This window comes from Streptococcus oralis (genome assembly GCF_021497945.1).
Lineage (GTDB): Bacteria > Bacillota > Bacilli > Lactobacillales > Streptococcaceae > Streptococcus > Streptococcus oralis_BR.
Genome location: NZ_CP046524.1, coordinates 289,478 through 303,038 on the forward strand (window position 1 = coordinate 289,478; position 13,561 = coordinate 303,038).

6 protein-coding genes are annotated in these 13,561 nt (G+C 42.9%); 4 read left to right on the forward strand and 2 right to left on the reverse strand.

Annotated features, from left to right (window positions below; all coding sequences use genetic code 11):
* The first annotated feature begins 10 nt into the window (after positions 1–10).
* Genes GOM47_RS01550 through GOM47_RS01560 form a run of 3 tightly spaced genes read left to right on the forward strand, consistent with a single transcriptional unit; the run spans position 11 to position 2,475 of the window.
* Positions 11–697, forward strand: coding sequence for an XRE family transcriptional regulator (locus GOM47_RS01550; RefSeq protein WP_000284675.1), 687 nt, complete (start codon positions 11–13; stop codon positions 695–697).
* 3 nt (positions 698–700) lie between these two features.
* Positions 701–2,116 (forward strand): Y-family DNA polymerase, encoded by a 1,416-nt coding sequence (locus GOM47_RS01555; protein ID WP_235080854.1) that lies wholly within the window; start codon positions 701–703, stop codon positions 2,114–2,116.
* Positions 2,113–2,475, forward strand: a complete 363-nt coding sequence (locus GOM47_RS01560; RefSeq protein ID WP_235080855.1) for a hypothetical protein — start codon at positions 2,113–2,115, stop codon at positions 2,473–2,475. The genes GOM47_RS01555 and GOM47_RS01560 overlap by 4 nt, the downstream gene beginning before the upstream one ends.
* Positions 2,476–2,801: 326 nt before the next feature.
* On the opposite strand, the gene GOM47_RS01565 is transcribed toward GOM47_RS01560, so the two are convergent.
* Both GOM47_RS01565 and GOM47_RS01570 read right to left on the reverse strand, forming a co-directional pair.
* Entirely contained in the window at positions 2,802–9,221 is a 6,420-nt protein-coding gene (locus GOM47_RS01565) for an alpha-L-fucosidase (RefSeq protein WP_235080856.1), read from the reverse strand.
* 341 nt (positions 9,222–9,562) lie between these two features.
* Entirely contained in the window at positions 9,563–10,039 is a 477-nt protein-coding gene (locus tag GOM47_RS01570) for a glutathione peroxidase (RefSeq protein WP_235080857.1), read from the reverse strand.
* Positions 10,040–10,261: 222 nt separating this feature from the next.
* On the opposite strand from GOM47_RS01570, the gene GOM47_RS01575 reads away from it, so the two are divergent.
* Positions 10,262–13,465 carry an LPXTG-anchored hyaluronate lyase gene (locus GOM47_RS01575; RefSeq protein ID WP_235080858.1) on the forward strand — a complete coding sequence of 1,068 codons (3,204 nt, stop codon included), beginning with the start codon at positions 10,262–10,264 and terminating at the stop codon, positions 13,463–13,465.
* Positions 13,466–13,561 lie beyond the last annotated feature (96 nt).

The following is a 13,561-nucleotide window of genomic DNA, read 5'->3' on the forward strand; positions in this document are numbered from 1 at the left end:
GAGGTGAATCATGTACCAACCAGAAAAACTCAAGGCTCGGAGAAAAGAGTTAAAATTGACACAGAAGGAAATTGCAGAGCGGCTTGGGATTAGTTTTCAGGCTTACTCGGCTTGGGAACGTGGCATCAAGGAACCATCCAAGGAGAAGGTTGCTCAGCTAGAGAAGATTTTAAAGGTAGTAGAAGGGTATTTTACCCAAATCGAAATTGTACGTCTCTATAATAGTCTCTCCCATCAGGGGAAGGAAAAGGTAGTGGTCTATGTTCGCAATCTAGCTCAAGAGGAACAAGCCAAGAAGGTAACGGCCATGCCAGAAAAACTTTTCGAGTACCGTGTCTATGAACGCATGTCAGCAGGGATCGGGGCTTCGGTTTATGATGATCGAAACTTTGATACGGTTTATTTCAATGAAGAACTGGCTCATGATTTTGCTTCCTGGGTGGCTGGGGACTCCATGGAACCTAAATATCAAAATGGCTCCGTGGCTCTGATTCGGGAAACAGGATTTGATTATGATGGGGCTGTTTATGCAGTGGTTTGCAACAACCAGACCTATATCAAACGGGTTTATCGGGAGGAAGATGGCTTGCGTCTGGTCTCTATCAATCCTAAATACAAGGATATTTTCATCTCCTATGAGGAAGATCCTCGGATTGTAGGGATTATCGTTGGGAATTTTGTGCCAATGGAGGGCTAGCCTATGGGCTACTTTGATTATTCCAGAGAGCCCAAAAGTGACATTGCCTTTGTTGATATGAAATCTTTTTATGCTAGTGTCGAGTGTGTGAAAAGGGGCTTACATCCGCTGAAGACCTCGCTTTGTGTCATGAGTCGCGCGGATAATTCAACTGGTCTTATCCTAGCCTCCTCTCCCATGTTTAAGAGGATTTTTGGCAAGTCAAATGTTGGCCGGGCCTATGATCTGCCCTTTGATATCAAAACGCGCAAATTTTCCTATTACAATGCTCGAAAGCAAGGCTTGCCAACTGACTCAGACTATGTTCGCTACATCGAAGATTGGGCTCAAGTGACTTTGATTGTACCACCTAGGATGGATGAATACATAGCAGTCAATATGGAAATCCAGCGAATCTTTCAAAACTATGGTAGTCCAGAGGATATTTATCCTTACTCTATCGATGAGGGCTTTATTGACCTGACTAGTTCGCTCAACTATTTCATACCAGACAAGCATCTCTCTCGCAAAGACAAGCTGGATATGCTTTCTGCTCGTATTCAGAGGGATATTTGGAGGCAGACAGGGATCTACTCTACAGTGGGGATGTCCAATGCCAATCCCTTACTGGCCAAGTTGGCTCTGGATAATGAGGCCAAGCACACCCCGACCATGAGGGCTAACTGGTCTTACCAAGACGTGGAAGAGAAGGTTTGGGCCATTCCCAAGATGACGGACTTTTGGGGGATTGGCAGGCGGATGGAGAAACGCTTGCATGCTCTGGGGATTTTTTCTATCAAGGAATTGGCAACCAGCAATCCAGATCAGCTAAAGAAAGCTCTCGGTCAGGCTGGCCTGCGTTTGTGGTTTCATGCTAACGGGATTGATGAGAGCAATGTTCATAAGCCCTATAAAGCCAAGTCCCAAGGTTTGGGAAATTCTCAAATCTTGCCGAGAGACTACGTGAAGTTACGGGATATCGAAATTATTCTCCGAGAAATGGCAGAGCAGGTGGCTATTAGACTGAGAAGAGCGGGCAAGAAAACAACCCTTGTCTCTATCTATGTTGGTTTCTCTAAACAGGAGGTCAGGCCGTCTATTCATACACAAATGAAGGTCGAACCTACCAATAATACCGCTATCTTAACGGATTATGTTTTGAAGCTATTTCATAACAAATACACTTCTGGAGCGGTCAGAAGTGTCGGAGTCAACTATTCAGGATTTGTGGACGAGTCCTTTGGTTTGATCTCTCTCTTTGATGATGTTGACAAGTTAGAAAAAGAAGAAAGGCTCCAGACGGCTATTGATTCTATTCGGGAACAATTTGGTTTCACCTCCCTTTTAAAAGCCAATGCACTGGAAGAAGCCTCTAGGAGTCTTGCTAGAAGCAAGCTGATTGGTGGACATTCTGCTGGAGGATTAGATGGATTACAATGATTGATCGTTCTTATTTACCTTTTCAATCTGCGCGAGACTATCAAGATCCAGGGATGCAGAAGTGGATGGGCTTTTTTCTCTCAGAGCATACCAGCTCGCTTGGTGAAGAAAAAAATCGTGTTGATTTTTCGACGAATTTGGATTCAGTTGAGAAGCTACTCTTGCTTTCTCAGCTTTATGTCGGGCAACTGAAGGGATGCTTTGTGGTCAAGGAAAAGAAGCATAAAATCACGATCATTGGTGAGGTGAGCGAATTATCACATCAAACTCTATCTATTAGGACAAATGAGGGATATAGGCTGGTAGAGATTGTAGATGTCCTCGAAATTCGACTGTGGGAGAAGGAGATTGATGATTAGAAAAGAGCTGCATGAAAACAAACTGCAGATGGACTATCCCTTGAACTCAACTAGCTTTGAAGATACGAGCAGAAGAGCGATTTCCATCGGAAGAGATAGCCATATAAGAAAAAAACTTTATAGTTTTTGCTGACAGTTTCCTTGAAATCGTAGTTGAATTTGAAAACACTTATCCTCAATGATCACCTTATTTATAGATGTATACCAGAACATCCATGTGAATTTATGGATGTTTTTTTGCTTTCCATTGATAAAAAAGAGAAGACCAGATGGTCTTCTCTACGGGGGAACTGAAATAATGGAAAAGAATCAATCAAAGATTTTGATTAGTCTTTGAAATTCTTTTTGAAGATGAGAAGAGACAAGACTGAAGTAACTGCTGCCAAGAAGAGGAAGGCAGTTGCTTCTTGTTCCCCAGTTGCTGGGAGTTGTTTTTCCTTTTCTTGTTTGACTGTAGTTGCAACAGGAGCGTTTTCATCTTTTACTGGTGAATTGTCTGTTACGACTGGAGTAGGTTTTTCAGTCTCTCTTGGTAGAACGTACTCAGGAAGAGTCAGAACTGGTGGAGCCTCTGTTCCAACTGAGCTTTGTTTACTACCTACCTCAATCACTCGATCTTGAGCCGGAGTCGATTCTGTTTGGAGAACTTTGCGATTGTCACCATCTACTTCAACATACTCGACTATCAGACCGTTTTTACCTTCTGATAAGATTTGCTCTTTTCCTTTATCTAGTAGGGCATTTTCGCGATGGATAGTCTTGAATGGTACGACCTTATTGACAATTTCCAAACTTGGAAGTGTAAAGACAAGGTTCTTAACTCCTTCTTCAGGAGATGAAGAAGTAATCGGTTTTTCCGGTTGAGCTGGTTTTTCCGGTTGAGCTGGTTTTTCCGGTTGAGCTGGTTTTTCCGGTTGAGCTGGTTTTTCCGGTTGAGCTGGTTTTTCCGGTTGAGCTGGTTTTTCCGGTTGAGCTGGTTTTTCCGGTTGAGCTGGTTTTTCCGGTTGAGCTGGTTTTTCCGGTTGAGCTGGTTTTTCCGGTTGAGCTGGTTTTTCCGGTTGAGCTGGTTTTTCCGGTTGAGCTGGTTTCTCAGGCTCAGCTGGTTTTTCAGGTTCAACTGGTTTTTCAGGCTCAGTCGGTTTCTCAGGCTCAGCTGGTTTCTCAGGTTCAGCCGGTTTTTCCGGTTCAGCCGGTTTTTCCGGTTGAGCTGGTTTCTCAGGTTCGGCTGGTTTTTCCGGTTCAGCCGGCTTTTCCGGTTCAGCTGGTTTTTCCGGTTGAGCTGGTTTCTCAGGCTCAGCTGGTTTTTCAGGCTCAGCTGGTTTTTCAGGCTCAGCTGGTTTTTCCGGTTCAGTTGATTTCTCCGGTTCAGCCGGTTTTTCAGGTTGAGCTGGTTTCTCAGGCTCAGCTGGTTTTTCAGGCTCAGCTGGTTTTTCCGGTTCAGCCGGTTTTTCCGGTTCAGCTGGTTTTTCCGGTTCAGCTGGTTTCTCAGGTTCAGCCGGTTTCTCAGGCTCAGCTGGTTTTTCAGGCTCAGCTGGTTTTTCCGGTTCAGCTGGTTTCTCCGGTTCAGCCGGTTTTTCCGGTTCAGCTGGTTTCTCAGGCTCAGCTGGTTTCTCAGGCTCAGCCGGTTTTTCCGGTTCAGCTGGTTTCTCCGGTTCAGCCGGTTTTTCCGGTTCAGCTGGTTTTTCCGGTTCAGCTGGTTTCTCAGGCTCAGCTGGTTTTTCCGGTTCAGCTGGTTTCTCCGGCTCAGCTGGTTTTTCAGGCTTAGCTGCTTCAAGCTTGCTAATTTGTTCAAGAGCGGATTCTAGCGCTTTATTAACTTCTTCTTGAGTCTTGGCCTCTTGAATTGCAGCGATTGCTTGGTTTGCAAGTTCAATTAATTTCTTCTTAGCTTCATTGTTAGTTCCAAGCTCACCGACTTTTTTCTCGATGGCTTCTGTCAAGCTAGCCATGGCCTTATTGTATTCGATTTCCGGCTGTTTCGGTTCAGCAGGCTGTTCTGGTTGTTCTGGACTAGGTTCTTCGCCAGGTTTTTGGTAGTTTTCGTCCTTACTGAGGATATCTTGCAAAGTACTTACTGTCAACATAACATCCTGGGCCTCTACAGTTTCAGCGCTGAGTTGGTTTTTCAATTTGTCTAGATTTGCTTGGAAAGCTTGGCGTGCAGTAGGTGTATTTTTCAATCCTGTTAGGTCAAAGTTGGCCAAATCGTCCTTCCATTTAGTGATGGATTGGAGAAGCTCTTCTTTGCTGTAGAGTTCGCTTCCTTCACCACGAGTGATGAATTGATCCACCTGAATACCGATATTTTGAGACAAATCGTTTCGATCAGGATCTAGTTGAAGGGTGACTGCGTGCAAGTTTTCGTCCAGACCTTTTAAGCTAACCAGAGTTTGATTGCCTTGGCGTTGGGCTGCGCGACCGCTAAAGTATTTCTTACCATCGATAGTTGAAGCATTTCCCATTCCATCTTGGTAAGGAACTTCTTTGCCGTCTAGGAAGACTTTGTAGATACCATGATTTGGATCAACATAGCCCTTGATATCAAGTCCAGTACCGTAGAAGTAGGCTGTGACAGTTGTTTTTTTCTTTTGCTCATCAGTTAAGCGACCAAAGGAAGCCCAAGACTCCGTCTTTTGGTATTTATCTGCCGAATTGGTTTCATGGTGCCAGCCAGGACTGTAATCCAACTGACTAGCTTGGTCATCATAACTTGTTTGATCCTTGATCAGCAATTCAGCTTTCATCACTTGGATGGTTGCATCGGTAGCGAAACCGAGCAGGGCACCATCAGTGACAGAAGTGAGCTTGGCTTTGAAGTCAAAGACAGAGTCGGCTTGTTCTGTAAAGTCAATCGTTGGGATGGTAACAGTCTTTTCTGTTTCTCCGTCTTTAAAGGTCACATCTTGAGTTGTATCTTGGTAAACTTTACCGTGAACTCCAGTTCCAGGTTCTGTGATGAAGCGAACAGTAGCAGTTCCCTTGCTTCCACCAACACGTTTAATCTTAACAGTGACTGGTTTTCCTTTTTCGACTTCGTAGTTAGTAGACTCGAGTTCAAACATCCCTTTACTATCATTGTTTAGGGTGTAGATTCCTTCTGTAGCAATTGGTTCGCCTGTTTTGTTCACGAGAGTAATAGTGTGTTGGCCTGGTGCTAAATCACCTGTCTCAAAGACTTTTTGGCTGCGTTTACGGCTTGCGTTCTTAGTTTGCACATCCGCAACTTTTTGGCCATCAACGTAGACGGACATTTCTCCATGACCTGGGTCGACTGTAGAGACGACATAGGCCTTGGTTCCTGTGAAGGTATAGCTTACTTTGGCATCTTTTTGATTGGTCCACATAGAAGTGCCACGAACTCCTTCAGATTCATTGTACCAAGTTGTTCCGGCTGTATCTGCCGTTGTGTTTGAGTGGTATTCAAGTCCAAGAGGGTAGCCATCTGTCTTTTCAATACTACTTGGCGTTTTGTAGACTGAGAAGTTGTTCAAGATAGGTGTAGCCTGTGCTCCTGTGATGGTCACACGGATTTTTTGAGCTTCTACAGGTTTACCTTGAATCAAGCGACGGTAACCAACAGTTGAACCTTCACCGTAAGTCACCCAGCGACCGTTGATTTCAACTTCAATCTTGAAACCAGAGATCCGTTGACCTTTGGCGATATCTTCTTTGAGTTCGACAACGTCAAAGCGTCTCTTTTGCCCTAAATCGACTGTGAAACTACCGGTTGTGGCATCATTTGAGAGCGCCCAGCTAGTATCATCTTTACCGTCAGTCAGGTGACTTTCCTTGTAGAGGTGGTTCTGACGAGTAGAACTTGCTGTTACAGTGGCACCTTTGGCAAAGTCAGTCGCATACATTTGGTCTAGAGTTGCCTTGAATTCCTTCAAGCGAGCTACATCTGCATCTGCGAATTTTCCTTCTTTATTTGGTGGAATATTGAGAAGAAGTGGCGTTCCACGACCAACAGACTTGAAGTAGATATCCATCAACTCTTTGAGTGATTTCGGCTGTTGATTGTCATGGTAGAACCAGCCCGAACGGATCGAAACATCAGCTTCCCCTACAGAGTACATATCACCATCTGGGTCACCATGGTTGAGGTATTCGTTTTTCACATCGTCTGTGATGTTGGCCCTTTTGACTTTATGCCAGACAGGGTCACCTGCGATACCCCGTTCATTTCCAATCCAGCGAACGCTTGTCGGTTGAGCAGAGAAGATAGCAATATCTCCTTCAGCTTCTTTGATATATTTGAACCATTCATCAAAAGTGTAGGTCACTTTTTGGGCACCGCTACCACGCGCACCGTCCATCCAAACCTCGATAAATTTCCCTTTATTACCGTATTTCGGATTACCTAGGATTTCTTTCAGCTGGTTGAGATAGTATTGGTTGTATTCTTTTTCGGTTGCAACATGGTATTTTGGATGATTGGCATCCCATGGTGACAAGTAAACACCCATATTCATGTCATACTTGCTAGCAGACTTGGAAACTTCTTCGAGAAGGTCACCCTTTCCATCTTTCCATGGGCTAGCAGCTACAGTATGATCTGTATACTTAGAAGGGTAAGCAACGAAACCGTCGTGGTGTTTAACAACCATAATGGTTCGTTTGAAGCCTGTTTCCTTCAGAGTGCGAATCCACTGGTCAGTATCCAAGTTGGTTGGATTGAAGTATCGGGGGTCTTCTTTCCCATTTCCCCATTCAGAATTGGTATAAGTGTTCATTCCGTAGTGGATGAAGGCCGCCAATTCTTCCTTGTGGTAATCGAGTTGAGCCTTGCTTGGAAGAGCCCCATGATTGCCAATCTCGGTTTCCTTATCTTCTGGATGAGCTACTGGTGGTGTTGGAGTCGTTGGATTAGCTGTATTAGCGACTGGCTCGTATTCAAAGACGACCTCATTCACCCCTTTTTGCTGGATCCTTGCTTCCAAGCTAGCTTTTACTGGACGGTAGCCAGCAATGTCTTTTGCATGGAAGGTGTTGACAAAGGAAACGTCATACTCTTGGCCGTCATTGTTATCAACTGTCGCTTCCGCTAGTTCAGTAGTGGTTCCTTTTTGACGGTAGTAAACTTTGAAGGAGCCTTTGTTGACTTTATAGACCACCTTGATGACACGTGTACCGGCAGGCGCTTTGCTGACAACATTGTGATCTTCAGACCATGTATCTTTTAGCTGTTTATTAACAGGTGATTTATCGATTGATACAATTTCATATTTGTCTTTATTCTTTTGATAGAAGTCCGTCTTCTCGATTTCTGACTTAAAGTTATAGTTGAACTCTGCTCCGACACTTGTCTGTTCGATAAAGGTGTCATTATCTTTGACAGGATTTCCTTCTTCGTCTTCGTGTTGGATAACCACGCGTCCGTATTCAACTCCCTTGGTCAAGGTAGCAATCCCATCTTGGTTGAAGGAATATTCGTTGCTTCCGATAACAGCTTTCTCATTCCGAAGCATACGCCCCTCATCAGTAAAGTAGTAACGATTTCCGTTGTCTCCCTGGTACCAGCCTTTCACACCATATTTGGCAATCAAGTCCTTCACCCATTTCAGTTGTTCAGGTGAAAGGACGAGTCCGCCACCAAAGCGATCCTTTTCAGGAACACCATTGTCAACGGTTCCGTGTTGGTGAACACCCAGAACTTTTCCTTGGCTATCCACAATCCCGCCACCAGACAAACCAGATACAGAAGTGGTTTTGTAGGTGATACCAGTCGTTCCCTTATCATCATAAGACTCAACAGATCGGATGGTCCCGTCTGCCTTGTAAAGCTGACCGGCTAGGATAGGCTGTTTCAGTTCTTTTGAGCTCGAGTCAGTTGGGTAGCCAATCGTACTGATGGCTTCTCCCGGCTGATGCGTCTTGTGCTCCGCTAAAGGCGCAAAGGTTGCTGCTTTGTTTGGACTAGCAATCGGAAGAGGAATAGGAGCTTCTACAAGAGCAAGGTCGTTCTTATAGCCTTTTCCAAACTCCTTCTTGTTCCAGAAATGGATGTCCTTTTCTCTAAATAAAACCGTAGTTCCAGAAGATGGAAGTGAGTTTTTCTTTTCGCTGTTTGAACCAACGTTATAGTAAAATTGGGCAGATTTTCCACCACGAATGTGACCTTCGCCAGTTTCTTTATTGGCTTCTAGGAAGTTATGTGCAACGGTAAGAATCAAATTAGGTGCAACAAAGATACCAGATCCTGAAACGAGGTAGCGTTGCTCTCCTGCATTGTAGGTGCTGTAAACCATAGTGGCAGCAGTAGCAGGTTGCCCCTCGTAGTTGATATGTTTGAGGTCTTCTCCACCTTTTATAATAGCACGGTTTCCGTTCTCAGTTTCTTTTGGCGCTTCTTCCTTATCCTTTAGAATGCTCTTAGTTTCTACTTTTGGACTAGCTTTCTGGTCAACGATAGTAGTCGTATCGAGTTCTTTGACAGGTGTGTCGGGGTAGGCACGGTCCTGAATGTCTTCAGGGAGCAAGTCAGCACTGTTGGTATCTGCAACAGGTGTTTCTTGTTTTTCAGCTTCTACACGCCCTTCTTCTTTGACTGGTTCAGCCTTGCTTTCTTCTATATCTGCGACTTGTTCAATTTGCTGATCTAAATTGGATCTTGTGGCAGGAGAGGTTTCGTCCGCACGCACGGTTCCAGAAGCAAAAAATGCCAGTCCGACGATGACAGAGGCCACACCTACGGTTAACTTCCGAATGCTAAATGTTTGCCCTTTTTCAAAAAGGTATCGATTCATAATATACTCCTAGTTTTTAGAAAGGCAGTCAGCTACTGCCCAAGCCCAAGTCTGACTTGGTTACAACTTGATTTAATGAAAAAACTCTCTGATAATTTGTAAGCTACCTTACCTCCTATTTATAAAGCGCTTTCATCTTGAGGTAAAAAATTTAAAAGGTCATTTCTCCCTTAAAATGACTGAAAACTTTTAATATAACAAATATACTAAATTAATAAAAGAATTGCAATAGCGAAAAACAAAAAAATAAGTATAAATTAAAGAGAATCAGTTACTTTTTAAAGAAAAAGCGCATCCTTTCAAGTCTCAAACTAAATGAAAGGACACGTTTTAAAAAGAAATTAGAGTATCTTTTGGAGAGACTCTTGAATAGTTTTGGGGTCTGTTTTGGAAGAGAAACGCTCAAGGACTTGCCCATCTCGGCCAATGAGAAACTTAGCGAAATTCCATTCGATTCGTTTTCCTAGAGGACCAGATTTCTGGTCTTTAAGCCAAACATAAAGAGGATCTGCTTCCTTGCCGTTGACCTTGATCTTGGCAAAGCGAGGGAAAGTTGTCTGATAATGTAGGCTACAGAAGCTATTGATTTCCTCTGCGCTGCCGGGTGCTTGTCCCATGAACTGATTGCAAGGGAAATCCAAGATTTCAAAACCCTGATCTTGATAGCGTTCATAGAGTTCTTGAAGTCCCTGATACTGGGGCGTTAAACCACATCCAGTAGCAGTGTTGACAATCAAGAGAACGTTGCCACGATAGCTCTCCAAGGGAGTTGCTTGGTTATTTTGGTTTAAAACGGAAAAATCATATATACTGGTCATGATGGCCTCTTTTCTTTTTCTACATTGTAACAGTTTTTACCCTTTTCGTCGAGTCGGATGGAAGAAGTTGTTGAAAAATAGGCCCCTGATATGATAGAAATCGTTTACAAATAACTTTTAAAATGGTATGATTTAATTAAACCGGTTTACTTAGCTGTTATAAATCTCTAATTTGAGATTTAGTTCCTATTGATTTTACAATATGTTTATTGGAGTGTATACATGCAAACAAAAACAAAGAAACTCATTGTGAGTTTGTCTTCACTTGTTTTATCAGGATTTTTATTAAACCATTATATGACAGTTGGAGCGGAAGAAACGACTACGAATACCATTCAGCAAAGCCAGAAGGAAGTTCAGTATCAGCAAAGGGATGCCAAGAATTTAGTTGAAAATGGTGATTTTAGTCAGACGGAGAACGGAAGCAGTCCTTGGACAGGAAGCAAAGCCCAGGGGTGGTCAGCTTGGGTAGACCAGAAGAATAGTTCTTCAGGTGCCTCAACTCGAGTCATTGAAGCCAAGGATGGGGCTGTCACTATCTCAAGTTCTGAGAAACTAAGGGCAGTGATTCACCGTATGGTCCCTATTGAAGCTAAGAAAAAGTATAAACTGCGTTTCAAGATTAAAACAGATAATAAAGTCGGGATTGCCAAGGTTCGTATCATTGAGGAAAGTGGTAAGGACAAGCAATTGTGGAATTCTGCAACGACGTCAGGAACAAAGGACTGGCAGACTATTGAAGCAGACTATAGCCCGACTTTAGATGTTGATAAAATCAAGCTGGAGTTATTCTATGAAACGGGAACAGGGACTGTTTCCTTTAAGGATATTGAGCTGGTAGAGGTAGCAGACCAGCCTTCTGAGGATTCTCAAACAGATAAACAGCTTGAGGAAAAGATTGATTTACCAATTGGGAAAAAACATGTTTTTGCTCTTGCGGACTATACTTATAAGGTAGAAAATCCTGACGTTGCTTCAGTCAAAAATGGACTTTTAGAACCTCTTAAGGAAGGGACAACCAATGTCATTGTCAGTAAAGATGGTAAGGAAGTGAAAAAGATTCCTTTGAAGATTCTAGCCTCTGTTAAGGATGCATACACAGCCCGTTTGGATGACTGGAATGGCATCATCGCTGGGAATCAATACTATGATTCTAAAAATGAACAGATGGCCAAGTTAAATCAGGAGCTGGAAGGAAAGGTAGCTGATAGCCTATCCAGTATTTCAAGTCAGGCGGACCGCACCTATTTGTGGGAAAAATTTTCAAATTATAAAACGTCTGCGAATCTAACTGCTACTTATCGGAAATTAGAAGAGATGGCCAAGCAAGTGACCAATCCTTCTTCTCGTTATTATCAAGATGAAACCGTCATTCGAACAGTCAGGGATTCCATGGAATGGATGCATAAACATGTCTACAATGGTGAAAAGAGCATTGTTGGGAACTGGTGGGATTATGAAATCGGTACACCTCGTGCCATCAACAATACCTTGTCTCTGATGAAAGAATACTTCTCTGATGAGGAAATAAAAAAATATACAGATGTGATTGAAAAATTTGTGCCAGATCCCGAACATTTTCGAAAGACGACTGATAACCCATTTAAGGCTCTAGGTGGAAACTTAGTTGATATGGGAAGGGTAAAAGTGATAGCTGGTTTACTGCGCAAGGATGACCAAGAAATTTCTTCTACCATTCGTTCGATTGAGCAAGTGTTCAAGTTGGTAGACCAAGGTGAAGGTTTTTATCAGGATGGATCTTATATCGACCACACCAATGTTGCCTATACGGGTGCTTATGGGAATGTCTTGATTGATGGCCTTTCTCAACTGTTGCCAGTCATTCAAAAGACCAAGAGCCCAATCGATAAAGATAAAATGCAAACTATGTACCACTGGATTGATAAATCGTTTGCTCCTTTGTTAGTGAACGGAGAGCTGATGGATATGAGTCGTGGACGCTCTATCAGTCGTGCAAATAGCGAGGGGCACGTGGCCGCAGTAGAAGTGCTAAGAGGGATTCACCGGATAGCGGATATGTCTGAAGGAGAAACCAAACAACGTTTGCAGAGTCTTGTGAAGACCATTGTTCAATCAGATAGTTACTATGATGTCTTTAAGAATTTGAAGACTTATAAGGATATCAGTTTGATGCAATCCTTGTTAAGCGATGCTGGAGTCGCAAGTACTCCAAGAACAAGTTACCTATCTGCCTTTAACAAGATGGATAAAACAGCTATGTACAATGCAGAGAAAGGGTTTGGATTTGGCTTGTCACTCTTTTCCAGTCGTACCTTGAATTACGAACACATGAACAAGGAGAACAAACGTGGTTGGTATACGAGTGATGGGATGTTCTATCTTTACAATGGCGATTTAAGTCACTATAGCGATGGCTACTGGCCCACAGTCAATCCCTATAAGATGCCTGGTACGACAGAGACGGACGCTAAGAGATCGGATAGCGATACAGGTAAAGTTCTACCGTCTGCTTTCGTTGGAACGAGCAAACTAGATGAGGCCAATGCGACAGCAACCATGGATTTCACTAACTGGAATCAAACATTGACTGCTCATAAGAGCTGGTTTATGCTGAAGGATAAGATCGCCTTTTTAGGAAGCAATATCCAAAACACCTCAACAGATACTGCTGTAACTACAATTGACCAGAGAAAACTGGAATCAAGTAATCCATATAAAGTCTATGTCAATGATAAAGAAGCCTCCCTCACAGAACAAGAAAAGGATTATCCTGAAACCCAAAGTGTCTTTTTAGAATCGTCCGATTCGAAAAAGAATATTGGTTACTTTTTCTTTAAGAAGAGTTCAATCAGTATGAGTAAGGCTTTGCAAAAGGGATCTTGGAAGGATATTAATGAAGGACAGTCAGACAAGGAAGTTGAAAATGAATTTCTTACGATTAGTCAGGCTCATAAGCAAAAAGGAGATTCTTATGGCTATATGCTCATCCCTAACGTGGATCGTGCCACCTTCAATCAAATGGTAAAAGAGTTAGAAAGTAGCCTCATCGAAAATAACGAAACCCTTCAGTCTGTTTATGATGCCAAACAAGGAGTTTGGGGCATTGTGAAATATGATGATTCTGTCTCTACTATTTCCAACCAATTCCAAGTCTTGAAACGTGGAGTCTATACCATTCGAAAAGAAGGGGATAACTATAAGGTTGCCTACTATAATCCTGAAACCCAGGAATCAGCGCCAGATCAGGAAGTCTTTAAAAAGCTAGAACAAGCAGCTCAACCACAAACTCAGGATTCAAAAGAAAAGGAAAAATCTGAAGAGAAAAAGAACCATTCGGATCAAAAAAATCTCCCTCAGACAGGAGAAGGTCAGTCAATCTTAGCAAGTCTAGGGCTCTTGCTACTTGGGGTGATTTATCTATTCCGCAGAGGAAAGAACAACTGATTTGCTCATCATCTAGATGAATCACGTGGAACCGTAGAAAATAGAAAAATCCGAAGAAGATAAAATGTCTTCGGATTTTTCTTTTTAAAAAGGATA

Excerpts from the sequence above, each read along its gene's own strand:
- GOM47_RS01570 (WP_235080857.1), bottom strand. The coding sequence starts at position 10,039 with ATGACCAGTATATATGATTTTTCCGTTTTAAACCAAAATAACCAAGCA.
- GOM47_RS01555 (WP_235080854.1), top strand. The coding sequence starts at position 701 with ATGGGCTACTTTGATTATTCCAGAGAGCCCAAAAGTGACATTGCCTTT.
- GOM47_RS01575 (WP_235080858.1), top strand. The coding sequence starts at position 10,262 with ATGCAAACAAAAACAAAGAAACTCATTGTGAGTTTGTCTTCACTTGTT.
- GOM47_RS01565 (WP_235080856.1), bottom strand. The coding sequence starts at position 9,221 with ATGAATCGATACCTTTTTGAAAAAGGGCAAACATTTAGCATTCGGAAG.
- GOM47_RS01550 (WP_000284675.1), top strand. The coding sequence starts at position 11 with ATGTACCAACCAGAAAAACTCAAGGCTCGGAGAAAAGAGTTAAAATTG.
- GOM47_RS01560 (WP_235080855.1), top strand. The coding sequence starts at position 2,113 with ATGATTGATCGTTCTTATTTACCTTTTCAATCTGCGCGAGACTATCAA.